This window comes from Streptomyces sp. NPDC127106, from assembly GCF_042677605.1.
GTDB lineage: Bacteria > Actinomycetota > Actinomycetes > Streptomycetales > Streptomycetaceae > Streptomyces.
Genome location: NZ_JBHXTC010000006.1, coordinates 34715 through 51686, shown reverse-complemented (window position 1 = coordinate 51686; position 16972 = coordinate 34715). Strand labels below are relative to the sequence as shown.

Genomic DNA, 16972 nt, shown 5'->3' with positions numbered 1-16972 from the left:
CACCGACTAACCTGGACCCGTCACCGGGGCCCCGCGCGGGTCCCCCGTCAACGTCGGGGAGTCGGTCCCACACCGTGCTGCGCTATCTGCCGTTCCTGCTGATCATCGCGCTGACCATCTACGCCTTCATCGACTGCCTGAACACGCCGGAGGAGGAGGTCAAGCACCTCCCCAAGCCGGTCTGGGTGCTCATCATCCTGCTCTTCTCGATCGTCGGCCCCGTCGTGTGGCTGGCCGCCGGCAAGCAGCGGTCCACGGTGGGCGGCGGCGGCCGGGCGCGCCGGACGCAGTGGGTGGCGCCCGACGACAACCCGGAGTTCCTGCGGTCGCTCGGCGAGGAGCAGCAGCAGAAGAAGAACGGGGACGCGGACGGGAACACCGACAAGGACGCCGGCAAGGACCCCGACAAGGACTGACCGGCTCCCGGCCGCCCGGGCGGGGCCGGGGCGGCCGGGCTACGTGTGGGAGAAGGCCGCGTACGAGGCGCGGAGCTCCGCCCAGCGGGCGTCGGTCCACTGCGACCAGTCGGCCGGGTGGCCGTGGAGCGCGGCCTCCAGCAGTTCGAAGTGGTGGTGCCAGCCGGCCAGGGCGTCGAGCCGGTCCTCCTCGGAGCCGCTGCGTTCCGCCAGGAAGCGGATCACCGTGGAATCCGTGCCGACGGGGTCCAGATGGAAGCGGAGCCGGCCGTGTTCGGCGACGGTGTACTCCACGACCCGTTCCACGTCCCAGGCCGTGACCCGGCCGGAGACGGCGGTTCCGGTGTTCAGCCAGCGCAGGGTGACCGCCCCGCCGAGTCGGCGCTCCAGGACGTCCGCGGCGGCCAGCCAGCCGCGCAGTCCGGCCGCCGTGCTCAGCGCGGGCCACAGGTCCTCGTACGCGCAGGGCAGGTGCACCTCGAAGCGCAGGAGCCAGTGGTTCTCGCCCCGGTTCTCGCTGGTGGCATGAGTCACAGGGGTCATGCCACCAGCGTGCCACCGTCGCGGCTCAGACGCCCGCGTACGAGTGCTTGCCGCTGAGCAGGATGTTCACGCCGTAGTAGTTCCAGATCCAGCAGGCGAAGGCGAAAAGGGCCAGGTAGGCGGCCTTGCGACCCTTCCAGCCGGCGGTCGCGCGGGCGTGCAGGTAGCAGGCGTACGCCACCCAGGTGACGAAGGACCAGACCTCCTTCGGGTCCCAGCCCCAGTAGCGGCCCCACGCGTCGCCCGCCCAGATGGCGCCCGCGATGATCGTGAACGTCCACAGCGGGAAGACGGCCGCGTTGATGCGGTACGAGAACTTGTCCAGCGAAGCCGCTGACGGGAAGCGCTCCAGGATCGAGGTGGCGATCTTCGAGGGGGTGCCGCCGGAGGCGAGCTTGGCCTCGTACGAGTCGCGCAGCAGGTACAGGACCGCACCGGCCGCGCCGATGTAGAAGACCGCGCCGCAGAAGATCGCGGTGGAGACGTGGATCCACAGCCAGTACGAGTGCAGGGCCGGGACCAGCTGGTCGCTTTCGGTGTACAGCCAGGTGGTGGCGATGCCGAGGTCGAGCAGGACGGTGGTGACCAGGATCAGACCGAGCCAGCGCACGTTCTTCTTCAGCGCGAGGAGCACCAGGTACGCGCCGACGGCCACCGTGGAGAAGGTGATCGAGAACTCGTACATGTTGCCCCAGGGGGCCCGCTGCACGGACAGCGCGCGGGCGACCACGCCGGCCGCTTCGAGCAGGAAGCCGAGGACGGTCAGCGAGACCGCGATCCGGCCGTACAGGTCGCCCTCGGCGGTGCCGCCGGCGGCGCCGGGGCCGTCGGGGACGTCGCGGGTGCCGGGCGCGGACCGGGTGACGACCTTCGGCTTGTCGAGGACCGCGGTGCCTCCCTGGGAGCGGACCTGCACGGCGGGCGCGGCGGCAGCACCGCCCGACTGGGCGGTCAGCGCGGCGGCCGTACGGGCCACCTTGCTGCGGCTGCCGAACGTCCACTCGGCGATGTGCGCGAGGAAGGCGAGCGTGTAGACCGCCATGGACGAATAGATCAGGTAGTTGCTGATCTGCGCCAGGTTCTCGTTGACTTCGGCTGCGAGCGGCGTCATCCGCGCTCTCCTTCGACGGTTTCCTTGACGGGTCGGTCGGGCGCGGTGGGCGCCTGGTCGTGCAGGGCGGCGGCCAGCTGTCCCAGCTCCTGCGGGACCTTCGCCGACTCGCTGCGGCCGAGGCCGGCCATCTCGACGACGGTGGTGCCGTCCTCGCCGCGCACCGCGCGGACCCAGACGCGGCGGCGCTGGATGAACAGCGACGCGGCCAGGCCGCCGATGGCGGCGACGGCGCCCGCGAGCGCGAGCCCGCTGCCGGGCTGGCGGGTGACGGAGAACGTCGCCCAGCGTTCGATGCCCTCGAACTTCACCACGCCCGCCCCGCCGGGCAGCTCCATGGCCTCCCCGGGCAGCAGGCGCTTCTTGAACAGCTGCCCGTTCTCGTCCTTGAACTCCTGCATCTTGGAGGTGTTCAGCTGGTACACGTTCTGCGGCAGGCCCGAGTCCACGCCCAGGCTGCCGTGGTAGGCGCTCAGGGCGAGGACGGGGAAGTCCAGTTCCGGGAACTGGGACAGCATCGTGCCCTTGCCCTCGCCGGCGAAGGTCGGCACGAACATGGCGTTGAAGCCGAGCTGCTCCTGCTTGCCGTCCTTGTCGCGGTAGCCGTCGTTGACCTTGACGGCGCCGGAGGAGCTGAGGTTGTTGTCGAACGGCAGCATCGGCACGGCGTCCCGGAAGATCACCTTCCCGGTGGGGTCGGTGACCGAGACGACCGGCGCGTAGCCGTGGCCGAGGAGGTAGACCTTGGCGCCGTCGACCTCCAGCGGCTTGTTGACCTGGATCTCGCGCTTCTCCGGCGCGCCGTCGACGCCCTTGCTGAAAGTGACGTGCGCCTTGAAGTCGCGGGCCGTGCCCTTCTGCGGGCCGGACCTCTCGAACGAGGCGTCGAACCTGTCGAGGGTGAACGAGAACGGCGGCAGGTCGTCGGGGGTGAAGAAGCTGCCCGACTTGAAGTCGTCGTACTGGGTGAGCGTGTTCGCGAAGCCCTTGCCGCGCAGCACCAGCTTGCCGCCCTCGGACTTGAACAGCTGCCCCCAGGCGAAGGCCACCAGCATCACGATCAGCGCGACGTGGAAGGCCAGGTTGCCGGCCTCGCGCAGGTAGCCCTTCTCGGCGGCGACCGAGGACGAGCCCGCCTCGGTACGGAACCGCCGCCCGCCCAGCAGCTTCCGGGCATGCGCCAGGACCTCGTCGGGGGACGTCTCGGTCCGCCAGGTCGCGTACGCGGGCATCCGGTCCAGGCGGCGGGGCGCGCCCGGCGGGCGACCGGTGAGCTGGCCGACGAACTGCCAGCTGCGCGGCACGATGCAGCCGATCAGCGAGATGAACAGCAGCAGGTAGATCGCGGAGAACCACACCGAGCTGTACACGTCGAACAGCTGGAGCTTCTCGGCGACCGGAACCCAGAACTCGTTGTTCCGCTTCCACTCGGCCACCTTCATCGCGTCGACCTGGGTCTGCGGGATGAGGGAGCCCGGGATGGAGCCCAGGGACAGCATGAAGAGCAGGATCAGCGCCACCCGCATCGAGGTGAGCTGCCGCCAGAACCAGCGGACCCAGCCGACCACGCCGATGCCGACGGGCCCGCCGGACTCCTCCTCGGGCGCGGTGGACAGCTGCGCGCCGGCCGCGGCGGCCTCGACGGAGTCCGCGGCGCCGGGGTCCGGGGTGTCCTCGGACGGGTTGGGCGCCTCCGTGGACGCCTTGTCGGTCGTACTCATATGCGTGTAGTCCTCAGATCCCCACCGTGAAGCTTTGGGTCCAGCTCTGCATCTCGCTGACGATGCTGCTCCACACACCTGTGACGAGCAGCAGACCGGTCAGGATCAGCATGCCGCCGCCGATGCGCATCACCCAGGCGTAGTGCTTCTTCACCCAGCCGAACGCACCCAGCGCCTTGCGGAACGCGACCGCGGCGAGGATGAACGGCAGCCCCAGGCCCAGGCAGTACGCGACCGTCAGCAGCGCGCCCCGGCCGGCACTGGCCTGGTCCAGGGAGAGCGTGTTGACGGCGGCCAGCGTCGGCCCCATGCACGGCGTCCAGCCGACCCCGAACAGCACCCCCAGCAGGGGTGCGCCCAGCAGGCCGCTCGCCGGCTTCCGGTGGAACCGGAACTCCCGCATCGTCAGGCCGGGGATCGCCCCCATGAAGAACAGGCCGAGCACGATCACCAGCCCGCCCATGACCCGGGAGATGATCTCCTTGTTGCCGAGCAGGACGTTGCCGAACTGCCCGAACAGCGCACCCGACGAGACGAACACCGCCGTGAACCCGAGGACGAACAGACCCGCACCGGCGACCATGCGCCCGCGCCGCGCCTCCGCGAGGTCGGCGCCGCTGACCCCGGTCACGTACGAGAGGTAGCCCGGCACCAGCGGCAGCACGCACGGCGAGAAGAACGAGACCAGGCCGGCCAGCACCGAGATGGGCAGGGCCAGCAGCAGGGCACCGCTGAGGACCGTGCTGTTCACGCCGGCCTGCTCGGCCGCCAGGGTCAAAAGAGGGGGGACCACGCGGTCACTGCTCCGCGAGCAGCGGGTCGATCATCGAGCGCAGCTTCTCCTCGCTGACCGCGGCCAGCGTGCGGGCGGCGATCCGACCCTCCTTGTCGAGGACGATCGTCGAGGGGATGGCCTGCGGGTTGAGCGTGCCGGCGGGGAAGCGGAGCATCAGCTTGCCGTCCGGGTCGTACAGGCTCGGGAAGGTGATCCCGAAGTTCTCCTCGAACGCGGCCGCGTTCTGCTTGCTGTTGTCGCGGGTGTTGATCCCGACGAAGGCGACCGGCTGGCCGGCGTCGGCGAGCTCCTTGGACACCTTCGCGAAGGACGGGGCCTCCGCCCGGCAGGGCGGGCACCAGGAGCCCCACACGTTGAGGACGACGACCTTGCCCTTGAGGGCGGTGGTGTCGAGGCTCTGCCCGTCGATGGTCTCCCCGTCGAGCTTCGGCGCGGCCGCCCGCTCGCCCCGGGCGACGGTGGAGATGCCGCTCGACCCCGTCACGTAGTTGCCGCCGCCGGATCCGGACGGCTTGCCGTCGGAGTCGGTGCACGCCGTGAGGGTCAGGGCGCCCACGGCGGTCACCGCGGTCAGCAGGAGGGCGCGGCCGCTGGTCGAGCGGCGGCGGGAGGCGCGGCCAATTCTCATGTGAAAAGTTTCGCATGAGCGATTTGCCGATCTTTCGCGCCCCCCGCAGCCACTGACAAGCCGCTGGTCAGACCAGCTCGGCCCGGCGGCGGCCGCCACCAGGCGGCCGGCGCCAGGCGTCAGGCGTCAGGCGTCAGGCGTCAGGCGCCGAACGCCTTCGACTTGCCCTTCACCGGCTTCGCCCCGGCCAGCAGGTGCGGCGGAACCAGGTCCCGGGCCGGCTCGCTGTAGCCCACCGACACCAGCCTGTCGTCCTGGAACGTGAACGACGTCAGCGAGGCCAGCGTGCACTGGCGGCGCCGCGGGTCGTGCCACAGCCGGCGCTTCTCCGCGAAGCTGCGCACGATCCAGATCGGCAGCTGGTGCGAGACCGCGACGGCCTCGTGGCCGCGCGCCGCGTCCCGCGCCGCCTCGATCGCGCTCATCATCCGGACGACCTGGTCCACGTACGGCTCGCCCCAGGACGGCTTGAACGGGTTCGTCAGGTGCTTCCAGTTGCCCGGCTTGCGCAGCGCGCCGTCGCCGACGCCGAAGGTCTTGCCCTCGAAGACGTTCTCCGCCTCCAGCAGCCGCGCATCGGTCGCCAGGTGCAGGCCGTGGCTCTCGGCGACCGGCGTCGCCGTCTCCTGCGCCCGCTCCAGCGGCGAGGACACGACGTACGTGACGTCCCGCTCCTTCAGGTGGTCCGCGACCCGCTCCGCCATGCGGCGGCCCAGCTCGGACAGGTGGTAGCCGGGGCGGCGCCCGTAGAGGACCCCGTCCGGGTTGTCCACCTCGCCGTGGCGCATCAGGTGGACGACGGTGATGTCGCTCATGCGCCGGCCTCCGACTGCGCCTGCGCGGCGGCGCGGGCCGCTGCGGGCAGCGCGGCCGCGATCCGCTCGACGGCCGCCTCGTCGTGGGCGGTGGAGACGAACCACGACTCGAAGGCCGACGGCGGCAGGTAGACGCCCTGCGACAGCATCGAGTGGAAGAACGCGTTGAAGCGGAAGGCGTCCTGCGTCTTCGCGTCGTCGTAGTTCCGGACCGGCTCCTCGGTGAAGAAGACGGAGAACATGTTGGACGCCGTCTGCAGCCGGTGGGCGACGCCCTCCTTGGCGAGCGCGCCCGTGACCAGGCCCTGGATCTCCGCGGACACCGCGTCGACCTTGTCGTACGCGGCCTCGTCGAGCAGCCGCAGCTGCGCCAGGCCCGCCGCCGTGGCGACGGGGTTCCCGGAGAGCGTGCCCGCCTGGTAGACCGGGCCGGCCGGGGCCAGGTGCCCCATCACGTCGGCGCGGCCACCGAACGCCGCGGCTGGGAAGCCACCGCCCATGACCTTGCCGAACGTCATCAGGTCGGGCTTGACGCCGTCGACCCCGTACCAACCGGCGCGGCTCGTCCGGAAGCCGGTCATGACCTCGTCGGAGATGTACAGGGCGCCGTTCTCCCGGCACACGTCGGCCAGCCCCTGGTTGAAGCCCTCGGCGGGCGTGACGACACCCATGTTGCCGGGCGCGGCCTCGGTGATCACGCAGGCGATCTCGCCGGGGTGCGCGGCGAACGCCGCCCGGACCGCTTCGAGGTCGTTGTAGGGGAGCACGATCGTGTCGCCGGCCTGCGCGCCGGTGACGCCGGGCGTGTCCGGCAGCGCGAAGGTTGCCAAACCGGAACCGGCGGCGGCCAGCAGAGCGTCCACGTGCCCGTGGTAGCAGCCGGCGAACTTCACGACCTTCGACCGACCCGTGAACCCGCGGGCCAGGCGGATCGCCGACATGGTCGCCTCCGTACCGGAGGAGACCAGGCGGACCTGCTCGACCGGCTCGATACGGGCGACGATCTCCTCGGCGAGCGCGACCTCGCCCTCGCCGGGCGTACCGAACGAGGTACCGCGGGCGACGGCGGCCTGGATCGCCTCGACGACGGCCGGGTGGGCGTGGCCGAGAATCATCGGCCCCCACGAACAGACGAGGTCGACGTACTCGCGGCCGTCGGCATCGGTCAGGTACGGACCGGTACCGGACACCATGAACCTGGGCGTTCCCCCCACGGCGCGGAAGGCACGCACCGGAGAGTTCACGCCGCCAGGCGTCACGAGGGACGCACGGTCAAAGAGAGTCTGCGAGACTTTGGCTTCATACGGGTACGGGTAGCTCACACCAGCCATGGTCTCATCAGGCCGCGACCGACTTGCGGACGGGCGTTTCACCGCGCCGCCCCGGGGGAGGTCACTGCCATGATGATCGGGCTGCGGGGCGGGTCCCGCGCGGCCGTGACAGGCAAGACCAGTCGGGTGGAGATATGCAACGCGGTGGTGGACCGGGCGAGGGTACGGACGACCTCGACCCGAAGCGCGCCCGCGAGGCCCGCGAAGCCCGCCGCCGGGGCAGGCACCGCCGCCGGGCCGCGGACGCTGCCGAACCCGTGCCGGCCCTGCCGGAGGATGCGGAAGACGACACCCTGCCCAAGGGCCGCGGCATGGGCGTGACCTACAAGTACTTCGGCGCTCCGGACGGGGCGACCGCCGCCCGGGTCCCGGTCACGATGCGCCCGGAGGAGCTCGGCGGCGACGAGCTCGGCATGGGCGGCATGTTCACCAAGATCAAGCCGGAGACCATGGCCGCCATGGTTCTGACCGGCATCCAGGGAATACCCCTGCACAAGGTGCCGCCGCTGGAGCTGGTCGTGCTCCACCCCGACTACGCCGTGGTGAAGCTGCCGATGACGGTGGTCGACCCGCTGCGCGACGTCGGCGAGGAATCCGTCGGCGCGGCGGCGTTCATCTGGTCGACGGTCCCGGACCGCGGCGGCCCGCGGGACGCGTTCAACGTGTACCAGTTGCTCCACGAATGGCAGGATTTCAGCCAACGCCTCCACGAAGCGGGACACCAGCCGTACTGCCTCGTCTGGCCCTGACCCGCCCCCGCCGCCCGCGGCGGGCCCCGCACGGGAGCCCGCCCGGCCCCCTCCCGACCCCGTAAATCCGCCGCACGCGCCGGCCCCGCAATGGCATGCTGGCATGCGTGAACGGACCCGGCATTCACCTCACCCTCGCCCCCGAACTGCGCCTGTTCGCGCCGCCCAGCCGGCGCGCGGACCGCGTACCGACCCCGACGGACGGGGCCTCCAGCCTCGGCCACGTCGTCGAATCCGCCGGAGTCCCGCTCACCGAGGTCGGCCGGCTCCTCGTCGACGGCGACGAGGTACCCGTCTCCTACGTGCCCCGGGCCGGACAGACCGTCGAGGTGTTCGGCGTGGACCGCCCGCAACAGATCGCCGGCGCGCCCCTCCGCTTCCTCCTCGACGTACACCTGGGCACGCTCGCCCGCCGCCTGCGCCTGCTGGGCGTGGACGCCGCGTACGAGAACGAGGACATCGGCGACCCCGCCCTCGCCACCCGCTCCGCCGACGAGCACCGCGTCCTGCTCTCCCGCGACCGCGGCCTCCTGCGGCGCCGCGAGATCTTCGCCGGGGCGTACGTCTACAGCGACAACCCCGACGAGCAGCTGCGCGACGTCCTCGGCCGCTTCGCCCCGGCCCTGGCCCCGTGGACGCGCTGCACCGCGTGCAACGGCCCCTTGCGGGAGGCCGACAAGGACAGCGTCGGCGACCGCCTGGAGAGCGGCACGCACCGCTCGTACGACGTCTTCGCACAGTGCACGGAGTGCGACCGCGTCTACTGGCGCGGCGCCCACCACGCCCGCCTGGAACGCATCGTGACGAACGCGGTCGAAGAATTCGGCGGCGTCACCGCCTCCTGACCCCGCCCTGCCCGTTCCCGACGGTCGGCCGCTGATCGGGGCGAGCCACGTAGCGATCTGTTGCGCTCAGCAACCCCAGGGGACGGCTGGCCGCTGCTCGGGGCGAGCCATGTAGCGATCTGTTGCGCTCCCCAGGCTTCAGACGGCGGTCGGACGCCGAGAAAAGGGGAGCGCGTAGCGATCTGGGGCGTTTGCGGTGCGCGGACGGGCTTGTGGTCGACATTTGGTACGGGTTGAGTCCCGAGGTGGGCCGGGGCCTTGCCGGGCGAGGCCGGGGCCGCCGGGGCCCTGCCGGGGCCGGGGTCGGGGTCGGGCCCGGGCGTTGGTGGTCCTGGGCGCACAGCGCCGGGGCGATGCGTAGCCGGGGCCTGCGGCTCTGATGGGGCCGTTTCTGCCTCTTGTGCCCCCTGGCCATCCTTCGGGGGCTTCCCGGCAGTCTGTTGGCATTCCGGGGCGGGTCGGCCTGTCAAGGGTGGAGCGGAGCGACATCGCGCAAGCGACGCGACGAAGGAGCGCCCTTTACAGGCCGGCCCGAACCGGAAGGACAATGGGCTGCCGGGAACCCTCGGACACCCCTCCGACCCCGGTCGACGCGCACCCCGCCGCGCGGCTCCCGCCCAGCAGCTCAGCGCCGCTTCGCGCGCCTCCACCGTCCCCGCAGCCACTGCCCAGCAGTCCGCCTCAGAACGTGTAAGCGTCGCCCGTGTCCAGTGCCAGCACCATGTGCTCGTTGTTCGACAGGTTCCGGTCGGCCGCACCGCCGTTCCACCCTGTGTCGACCCGGACCACCACCTCCGCCACCCGCTCCCGCAGGTCCAGCACGAGCCCGATGTGGCGGCCCTGCCCGTGCATCGGCAGCGGTCCGGTTTCACACACCACCTCGCGCATTCCTGCGCGTACGCAGCCGTCCGCGAGTTCTTGCTGGTCCGCGAGCTCGGCCGATAGGCGCAACCGCACGGTTGCGTCGGGGAGGGCGGCAGGCCCTTCGTTCTCGGGGACCATCCACACCCGCAGGTTGCCATGCGACAGGGTCACCTGTCCGTGGTAGGCCACATCGGCCTCGGGACCGCTGCCTTGGGCCTGCGCGGCCCCGGCAACACCGAGCACCAGCAAACCCGCAACCACCACACTGCGAACGGCGCCAGGGCGCACCGCCACCACCTCCTCCACGCGCGGAGGCTAATCGGCAGCGACCACGACCAGTCGGACCATCACACGAACGAGGGCGAGCCGTGCTCCGGCCGGCGGGCGGTGAGGTGTGATCGGTGCGTCGATCGGGATGTGCTGGAGGCGCGCGAAGCGGCGCTGAGCTGCTGGGCGGGAGCCGCGCGGCGGGGTGCGCGTCGACCGGGGTCGGAGGGGTGTCCGAGGGTTCCCGGCAGCCCATTGTCCTTCCGGTTCGGGCCGGCCTGTAAAGGGCGCTCCTTCGTCGCGTCGCTTGCGCGATGTCGCTGCGCTCCACCCTTGACAGGCCGACCCGCCCCGGAATGCCAACAGACTGCCGGGAAGCCCCCGAAGGACGGCCAGGGGGCACAAGAGGCAGAAACGGCCCCATCAGAGCCGCAGGCCCCGGCTACGCATCACCCCGGCGCTGTGCGCCCAGGACCACCAACGCCCTGCCCCGACCGCGCGGGCCCGGGCGGGGCAGGGCTCCGGCGGCCCCGACCCCGGCAAGGCCCCGGCCCCGCCCGGCAAGGCCCCGGCCCAGCCCGGGACTCAACCCGTACCAACTGTCGACCACAAGCCCATCCACTCACCGCAAACGCCCCAGATCGCTACGCGCTCCCCTTTCTCGGCGTCCGACCGCCGTCTGAAGCCTGGGGAGCGCAACAGATCGCTACACGGCTCCCTCGGATCAGCGGCCGACCGTCGGGAACGGGCAGGTCGGGGGCGGACGGCGGCTGCGTGGGGTGGGGACGCTTGCCGTGGTCGTGTACGCCCCGCGGGGGTGCTGGGGTCCTGCTTATGCTGGCGGATATTCGCCCGTACGAACGAGGAGCCCGTACATGAGCACCCGGACCGCCGTAGTCACCGGCGCCAGCAGCGGCATCGGCGCGGCCACCGCCCGGCAGCTCGCCGAGGCCGGCTACCACGTCGTCCTCACCGCGCGCCGCAAGGACCGCATCGAGGCCCTTGCGGACGAGATCGCCGCCGGCGGCGGGTCTGCCGTGGCGCATGCGCTGGACGTCACCGACCGGGGCGCGGTCGACGCCTTTGCGGCCTCCCTCGCACGCTGCGACGTGCTGGTGAACAACGCCGGCGGGGCGCTCGGCGCCGATCCGGTCGCGACCGGTGACCCCGGTGACTGGCGCACCATGTACGAGGTCAACGTGATCGGGACGCTGCACATGACCCAGGCGCTGCTGCCGGCGCTCGTCGCGTCCGGCGACGGGACCGTCGTGGTGCTGTCCTCCACGGCCGGGCACGGCACGTACGAAGGCGGCGCCGGATACGTCGCCGCGAAGAACGGGGCCCGGGTGCTGGCCGAGACGCTGCGGCTGGAGATCGTCGGGCAGCCCGTGCGGGTCATCGAGATCGCGCCGGGCATGGTCAAGACCGAGGAGTTCGCCACGACGAGGTTCCGTGGCGATGCCGAGAAGGCCGCGAAGGTGTACGCGGGCGTGGCCGAGCCGCTGACCGCGGAGGACGTGGCGGAGACGGTCGCCTGGGCGGTGACCCGGCCCAGTCACGTCAACATCGACCTGCTGGTGGTACGGCCCCGGGCCCAGGCCTCGAACACGAAGGTGCACCGGGCGCTCTGAGGTGTGCGGCAGGGCCCGGACCGTCGGGGTCCGGGCCCTGCCCCCTGATCAGCCCTTGACGCAGATGACCTGCTTGAGCTTGGCCACGACCTCGACCAGGTCGGTCTGCTGGTCGATGACCTGCTCGATCGACTTGTACGCGCCCGGGATCTCGTCGACCACGCCCGCGTCCTTGCGGCACTCCACGCCCCTGGTCTGGTCCGCCAGGTCCCGCGCCGAGAAGCGCTTCTTCGCTGCCGTACGGCTCATCTTCCGGCCCGCTCCGTGCGAGGCCGAGTTGAAGGACTTCTCGTTGCCGAGGCCCTTCACGATGTACGAGCCGGTGCCCATCGAGCCCGGGATGATCCCGTAGTCGCCGCTGCCGGCGCGGATCGCGCCCTTGCGGGTGACCAGCAGGTCCATGCCCTCGTACCGCTCCTCCGCCACGTAGTTGTGGTGGCAGCTGATCTCCTGGTCGAAGGAGACCTTCGCCTTGCGGAACTCCTTGCGGAAGACCTCCTTGAGGAGGCTCATCATCACGGCCCGGTTGTACTTGGCGTACTCCTGCGCCCAGAAGAGGTCGTTGCGGTACGCGTCCATCTCGGGCGTGGCGGCGAGGAAGACCGCGAGGTCGCGGTCGACCAGGTTCTGGTTGTGGTCGAGGCCGCGGGCCACGTTGATGTGGAAGTCGGCCAGCTCGTTGCCGATGTTCCGGGAGCCGGAGTGCAGCATGAGCCACACGGAACCGGAGGTGTCGATGCACACCTCGCAGAAGTGGTTACCGCTGCCCAGGGTGCCCATCTGCCGCAGCGCCCGGTCCCGGCGGTACTTCACCGCGTCCGCGATGTAGTCGAAGCGTTCCCACAGGTCGCCGAAGCCCGAGTCCCGGAAGCCGTACAGGCGTGCCGGGTCCAGGGCCTCCCTGTGCATGCCCGCGCCCACCGGGATCGCCCGCTCGATCTTGGAGCGGAGCGCCGACAGGTCACCGGGGAGGTCGCCCGCCGTGAGGGAGGTCCTGACCGCGGACATGCCGCAGCCGATGTCCACGCCCACCGCCGCCGGGCAGACCGCGTCCTGCATGGCGATCACGGAGCCGACGGTGGCGCCCTTGCCGTAGTGGACGTCCGGCATGACGGCCAGGCCCTTGATCCACGGGAGGGTCGCGACGTTCTTCAGCTGCTGCATCGCGCCCTGCTCGACCGACGCCGGATCGGTCCACATCCGGATCGGAACCTTCGCGCCCGGAACCTCTACGTACGACATAACGTCTTAATCCCCCGAAACCCACGGAAAAATCTGATGAGGCAAAAACCCTCGCTTCTGGCCCCAAAACAGACAGGGGACCGGCGCCGGTACCGGCGTGTGCGATAGACATTGTGTCCAGCCGCGTCCGAAGCGCGGCAACGCATTTTTCCTGACCGCCGGGCGGCCGGCCGGTCGAAGGGAGCCAGTGGACGTGCAGCGCAAAGCGGTACGGCGGATCCTGCCGGGCATCGCGATGCTCACCGCGCTCGTCGCCGGGGTGGCCGGCCTGACCGGGTGCACGAGCGGGACCGGCGGCGCCGGCACCACCGACTCGAAGGCCGGCGACAGCTCCCCCACACCTGCGCCCGCCGGCAAATACCGCAGCCTGCCCGCCCCCTGCAAGGCCGCCGACGGCAAGCGCCTGAAGGCCATGCTCCCGGCCGCGCCCACCCTCACCGAGGAGCAGCGCACCCAGTTGTACGCGGGCACGGCGGACACCTCCTACGACGCCGACCGGCACGTCGGCTGCCGGTGGACGGCGACGACCCCGGAGGAGACCCGGCTGCTGGCGGTCCGCTTCGAGCGGGTCGTCTCGTACGACCGGACCGCGATGAGCGACGACGACAAGGCCAAGCAGGTCTACGTCCGCCGCCTGACCGACGCGCACCTGCCCTTCCCGGGCCCCCCGGCGACCCCCACCGGCGCGACCCCCACCGGCGCGGCGCCCACCGCCGCGGCCCCGAGCGGCCCGGCTCCCTCGGCGAGCCCGTTGCCGTCCGGCACCCCGACCGCCCCGGCCGCCCCGCCCGCGGGCGCCTCCGGCACCCCTTCGCCCGGCGGCAGCACCGGCGCCACGCCAGCGCCCGAGCTCGGCTCCCGCGTCCTCGAAGGGCTCGGCACCGAGGCCTTCATCGAGGACAAGCTGAGCGCGGCAGGCGCCAGCACCGTCCAGGCGCGGAACGTGCGGATCGTCCTGCGCACCGCGAACGTCATCGTCACCGTCGAGTACAGCGTGCAGCCCGCACTGCCCGGCACGATCCCCTCAAGCCCCGAAACCCAGGACAAGGCGCGGCAGTTGGCCGCCGCCCTCGTCGAGAGGTTCAACGACTGAACGCGGCCGCGGCCACCCCTGAGGTGACCGCGCGCACAGCAGGCGTCCTCCGGATCGGGCTACCGTTGCTCGGGTCCCGCGCCCGCACCGCGTTCACCACGACGCGCCCACAACGTACTGAAGGAACCATGCACCGATCTGCTTCGCGTCTCACCCGCGTGCTCGCCTGCGCAGCCGTCATACCGGTGATCCTCGCCGCCGCCGGATGCTCCTCCGACTCGGACAAGGGCAAGGGCAAGGGCTCCGACAGCGGCAAGGGCAACGCCTCCGCCTCGGCCTCTGCCAAGCCGAACGGCAAGCCGTCGACGGCCCTGGAGAAGGCGGCGTTCGCGACGCTGCCGGAGCCCTGCAAGACCGTTCAGGAAAAGACCGTCGACACCCTGGTCCCCGAGGCCAAGGACAAGAACGGCACGGCCACCAAGTCCAACGACCTGGCCACCCGTGCCAGCTGCTCCTGGAACGGCCTCGACGAGGACGGTCTGAAGGGCTCGCAGTACCGCTGGCTGTCGGTCTCCCTGGTCCGCTACGAGTCGCACGCCTCGCTCGGCAGCGCGAACAAGCGCGCCGAGGAGCAGTACACCAAGCAGATCGAGGCCGCGAAGGCCACCGAGGGCGCGAAGGACGTGAAGGCCGAGCAGGCCGGCGGTGTCGGCGACCAGGCCACCTCCGTCATCTTCGGCGTGAAGAAGGACGTGGAGTTCTTCAACACCACGATCGTCGCCCGCACCCAGAACGTGGTCGTCACCCTCGACTACAACGGTGCCGCGTACGAGGGCGCCGGGGCACCGGATCACGCCAAGCTCCTTGAGAACGCGATCAACGCGGCCAAGGAGGTCGTCGCATCGGTCGGCTCCGCCGGCCAGCAGCCGAAGCAGCCTGACCAGCAGGCTTCCCCGTCGGCCCAGTAGGCATCGGCCCATTCGCGGGAGATCCGCAGCGGATCGGCGGGACCGAGTGGAGGGTGACATTCAGTCACCCGTACAGTCGGCCGTACGCTGTGCCTGCCGTAGCTCGACAAGGGGAGGGGATCGCGGGTGGCCGCGATGCAGCTGACTCGAACGCACCGGATACTCATCGGCGTCGTGGTCGCGGGAGCCGTCGTCATCGCGGGCATCGGCTTCGCGGGCTCGTACGCCGCCGTCCGCGAGCTCGCGCTGAAGAAGGGGTTCGGCAGCTTCTCGCTGGTGTTCCCGATCGGCATCGACGCGGGCATCTGCGTGCTGCTGGCGCTGGACCTCCTGCTGACGTGGATCCGGATCCCCTTCCCGCTGCTGCGGCAGACGGCCTGGCTGCTGACCGCGGCGACGATCGCGTTCAACGGCGCCGCGGCCTGGCCGGACCCGCTGGGCGTGGGCATGCACGCCGTGATCCCGATCCTGTTCGTGGTCACCGTGGAGGCGGCGCGGCACGCCGTGGGCCGGATCGCGGACATCACCGCGGACCGGCACATGGAGGGCGTCCGCATGACCCGCTGGCTGCTCTCGCCCGTCCCCACGTTCAAGCTGTGGCGCCGGATGAAGCTGTGGGAGCTGCGTTCGTACGAGCAGGCGGTCGGCATGGAGCAGGACCGGCTGATCTACCAGGCGCGGCTCCAGGCCCGGTACGGGCGCGCCTGGCGGCGCAAGGCGCCGGTGGAGGCGCTGATGCCGCTGCGGCTGGCCCGGATCGGCGTACCGCTGTCGCAGACGGCCCCGGAGGGGCTGGCGGCGGCGGGCATCGACCCGGCGCTGCTGCCTCCGGTGGCCGCGGCGACGCGGACGCCGGCCCTGGCGGCGGGCGAGGCGGCCGCGCCCGTACAGGGGCAGGGGCAGGCCCAGGCCCCGGTTCCGGGGCAGGCCCAGGTCCAGGCCCCGGTTCCGGGGCAGGCGCAGGCGCTGGTGCAGGCGCCGGGCCAGCCGCAGCAGATGCTCCCGGGGCAGCTGCCGGGCCAGGCCCCGGGGCCGGACCGGGCGCAGGACCCGGTACCGCAGCACTACGCGCACGCGGCGTTCGCGGTGGACCCGACCGCCATGCCCGCGGCTCACGACAGCGCCTGGTTCGCGGGGCCGAAGGCCCCGCAGGCGGCGTACGAGGGCGGCTACAACCCGCAGTACGTGGAGGGCCTGGAGCCCACCCCGGTGATGGCCCCGGCCGGCCCCGAGCTCCCGGAGGCGGAGCAGGCGGCCGCCGCCCAGCAGGCGCTGGCCGTCCAGCGGCAGGCACGGGCCGCCCAGCAGGCGCTGGACGCCCAGGCGCAGCCCGAGGGCCAGGACGCCCAGGACGCCCTGTTCCCGGCCCCGTCGGACGGAGCGGAGCCGCAGGAGCCCGGGCAGCAGGGGCCGGAAGCCGTCGACGAGGCGAAGTTCGAGGAGGCCGCGTACGAGGTCTTCCGGGCGTACATCGACGAGTACGGCGAGTTCCCGAACCCGGAGCAGGTGGACATACACCTCGCCGACCGCCTCGGGATCGTGCACCCGCGCAGCGCGTCCATGCTCCGCCGTCTGGTGCCGGAGCTGAAGCAGCGCTACCAGCGCGAGCTGGAGAACGAGCACATCGCGTAGGGCGCACCGCCACCGGCGCGTCCGGCCGCAGCACTAGGGAGCCGGAGCGCTCCAGCCCCGCCGCGTAGTCGGGCCACAGCGGCAGCCGGTACCGGGTGAGCTCGACGGGCCTGGGCAGCTCGGCGCCGGCCCGCTTCCCGGAGGCCTCCAGCTCCTCCTCGGTCGCCCGAGCGCGGCCAGCGCCGGCTCCCGCAGGTGCGGCGGCGCCTGCATCCCGCGCAGCAGGTCCAGCTGGCGCAGCCGCTGGTCCTCCCGGCGCTCGCCCTCCTGGCCCTCCGGATCGCCGCCCGAAAAAACGGGAGGGGGGGGCGCCGCGGGAGCGCGGGGCGCCCCCCCCGCCCCCGGCGCTGGGGCCCCCCCGGCGGCCCGCGGCCCGGAAC

Annotated in this window: 16 protein-coding genes; 7 read left to right on the top strand and 9 right to left on the bottom strand. The window is 71.8% G+C overall.

The window, feature by feature from the left end; translation table 11 throughout:
- The first annotated feature begins 74 nt into the window (after positions 1-74).
- Positions 75-416: a PLD nuclease N-terminal domain-containing protein gene (locus ACFVGY_RS08420; protein ID WP_385673011.1), complete on the top strand. Its 342-nt coding sequence runs from the start codon at positions 75-77 to the stop codon at positions 414-416.
- Positions 417-455: 39 nt separating this feature from the next.
- On the opposite strand, the gene ACFVGY_RS08415 is transcribed toward ACFVGY_RS08420, so the two are convergent.
- From ACFVGY_RS08415 to hemL, 7 genes are all read right to left on the bottom strand, one after another.
- Complete coding sequence (locus ACFVGY_RS08415; RefSeq protein ID WP_385673008.1) at positions 456-959, bottom strand: SRPBCC domain-containing protein; 504 nt, start codon at positions 957-959, stop codon at positions 456-458.
- A gap of 25 nt (positions 960-984) precedes the next feature.
- Entirely contained in the window at positions 985-2070 is a 1086-nt protein-coding gene (gene ccsB / locus ACFVGY_RS08410; RefSeq protein ID WP_385673005.1) for a c-type cytochrome biogenesis protein CcsB, read from the bottom strand.
- On the bottom strand, positions 2067-3791 hold the full coding sequence (locus ACFVGY_RS08405; protein WP_385673002.1) for a cytochrome c biogenesis protein ResB: 1725 nt from the start codon (positions 3789-3791) through the stop codon (positions 2067-2069). The genes ccsB and ACFVGY_RS08405 overlap by 4 nt, the downstream gene beginning before the upstream one ends.
- A 13-nt stretch (positions 3792-3804) precedes the next feature.
- Positions 3805-4569: a cytochrome c biogenesis CcdA family protein gene (locus tag ACFVGY_RS08400; protein WP_385673409.1), complete on the bottom strand. Its 765-nt coding sequence runs from the start codon at positions 4567-4569 to the stop codon at positions 3805-3807.
- A gap of 19 nt (positions 4570-4588) precedes the next feature.
- On the bottom strand, positions 4589-5215 hold the full coding sequence (locus ACFVGY_RS08395) for a TlpA family protein disulfide reductase (protein WP_385672999.1): 627 nt from the start codon (positions 5213-5215) through the stop codon (positions 4589-4591).
- 140 nt (positions 5216-5355) lie between these two features.
- Positions 5356-6030, bottom strand: a complete 675-nt coding sequence (locus tag ACFVGY_RS08390) for a histidine phosphatase family protein (protein WP_385672996.1) — start codon at positions 6028-6030, stop codon at positions 5356-5358.
- Positions 6027-7361, bottom strand: a complete 1335-nt coding sequence (hemL, locus tag ACFVGY_RS08385) for a glutamate-1-semialdehyde 2,1-aminomutase (RefSeq protein ID WP_385672993.1) — start codon at positions 7359-7361, stop codon at positions 6027-6029. Before hemL ends, ACFVGY_RS08390 begins: the two co-directional genes overlap by 4 nt.
- Before the next feature lie 134 nt (positions 7362-7495).
- Between hemL and ACFVGY_RS08380 the strand changes: the two genes are divergently transcribed.
- Together ACFVGY_RS08380 and ACFVGY_RS08375 are read left to right on the top strand one after the other, a co-directional pair.
- Positions 7496-8110, top strand: coding sequence for a hypothetical protein (locus tag ACFVGY_RS08380; RefSeq protein WP_385672990.1), 615 nt, complete (start codon positions 7496-7498; stop codon positions 8108-8110).
- Between the two features lie 107 nt (positions 8111-8217).
- Positions 8218-8955 carry a Mut7-C RNAse domain-containing protein gene (locus ACFVGY_RS08375; RefSeq protein WP_385672987.1) on the top strand — a complete coding sequence of 246 codons (738 nt, stop codon included), beginning with the start codon at positions 8218-8220 and terminating at the stop codon, positions 8953-8955.
- A gap of 681 nt (positions 8956-9636) precedes the next feature.
- On the opposite strand, the gene ACFVGY_RS08370 is transcribed toward ACFVGY_RS08375, so the two are convergent.
- A complete protein-coding gene (locus tag ACFVGY_RS08370) occupies positions 9637-10125 on the bottom strand; it encodes a hypothetical protein (protein ID WP_385672984.1) in 489 nt (162 codons plus the stop codon).
- An 836-nt stretch (positions 10126-10961) separates the two neighbouring features.
- Between ACFVGY_RS08370 and ACFVGY_RS08365 the strand changes: the two genes are divergently transcribed.
- The gene (locus ACFVGY_RS08365) at positions 10962-11717 is read left to right on the top strand and encodes an SDR family NAD(P)-dependent oxidoreductase (RefSeq protein ID WP_385672981.1); all 756 of its coding nucleotides are present in this window, start codon (positions 10962-10964) and stop codon (positions 11715-11717) included.
- Between the two features lie 48 nt (positions 11718-11765).
- Here the strand turns inward: ACFVGY_RS08365 and ACFVGY_RS08360 are convergent, their stop codons facing one another.
- Complete coding sequence (locus ACFVGY_RS08360; protein ID WP_385672978.1) at positions 11766-12959, bottom strand: RtcB family protein; 1194 nt, start codon at positions 12957-12959, stop codon at positions 11766-11768.
- Positions 12960-13152: 193 nt separating this feature from the next.
- Here ACFVGY_RS08360 and ACFVGY_RS08355 point away from each other — a divergent pair, with 193 nt between their 5' ends.
- The 3 genes from ACFVGY_RS08355 (at position 13153) to ACFVGY_RS08345 (ending at position 16592) form a co-directional block, all read left to right on the top strand.
- Positions 13153-14052 (top strand): DUF3558 domain-containing protein, encoded by a 900-nt coding sequence (locus ACFVGY_RS08355; RefSeq protein ID WP_385672975.1) that lies wholly within the window; start codon positions 13153-13155, stop codon positions 14050-14052.
- A 128-nt stretch (positions 14053-14180) separates the two neighbouring features.
- Positions 14181-14960 carry a DUF3558 domain-containing protein gene (locus tag ACFVGY_RS08350; RefSeq protein ID WP_385672972.1) on the top strand — a complete coding sequence of 260 codons (780 nt, stop codon included), beginning with the start codon at positions 14181-14183 and terminating at the stop codon, positions 14958-14960.
- Between the two features lie 126 nt (positions 14961-15086).
- Positions 15087-16592 carry a DUF2637 domain-containing protein gene (locus tag ACFVGY_RS08345; protein WP_385672969.1) on the top strand — a complete coding sequence of 502 codons (1506 nt, stop codon included), beginning with the start codon at positions 15087-15089 and terminating at the stop codon, positions 16590-16592.
- Positions 16593-16972: the final 380 nt, after the last annotated feature.

Coding starts and splice junctions, on each gene's coding strand:
- ACFVGY_RS08415 (WP_385673008.1), bottom strand. CDS start 959: ATGACCCCTGTGACTCATGCCACCAGCGAGAACCGGGGCGAGAACCAC.
- ccsB (WP_385673005.1), bottom strand. CDS start 2,070: ATGACGCCGCTCGCAGCCGAAGTCAACGAGAACCTGGCGCAGATCAGC.
- ACFVGY_RS08405 (WP_385673002.1), bottom strand. CDS start 3,791: ATGAGTACGACCGACAAGGCGTCCACGGAGGCGCCCAACCCGTCCGAG.
- ACFVGY_RS08395 (WP_385672999.1), bottom strand. CDS start 5,215: ATGAGAATTGGCCGCGCCTCCCGCCGCCGCTCGACCAGCGGCCGCGCC.
- ACFVGY_RS08390 (WP_385672996.1), bottom strand. CDS start 6,030: ATGAGCGACATCACCGTCGTCCACCTGATGCGCCACGGCGAGGTGGAC.
- hemL (WP_385672993.1), bottom strand. CDS start 7,361: ATGGCTGGTGTGAGCTACCCGTACCCGTATGAAGCCAAAGTCTCGCAG.
- ACFVGY_RS08380 (WP_385672990.1), top strand. CDS start 7,496: ATGCAACGCGGTGGTGGACCGGGCGAGGGTACGGACGACCTCGACCCG.
- ACFVGY_RS08365 (WP_385672981.1), top strand. CDS start 10,962: ATGAGCACCCGGACCGCCGTAGTCACCGGCGCCAGCAGCGGCATCGGC.
- ACFVGY_RS08360 (WP_385672978.1), bottom strand. CDS start 12,959: ATGTCGTACGTAGAGGTTCCGGGCGCGAAGGTTCCGATCCGGATGTGG.
- ACFVGY_RS08350 (WP_385672972.1), top strand. CDS start 14,181: ATGCACCGATCTGCTTCGCGTCTCACCCGCGTGCTCGCCTGCGCAGCC.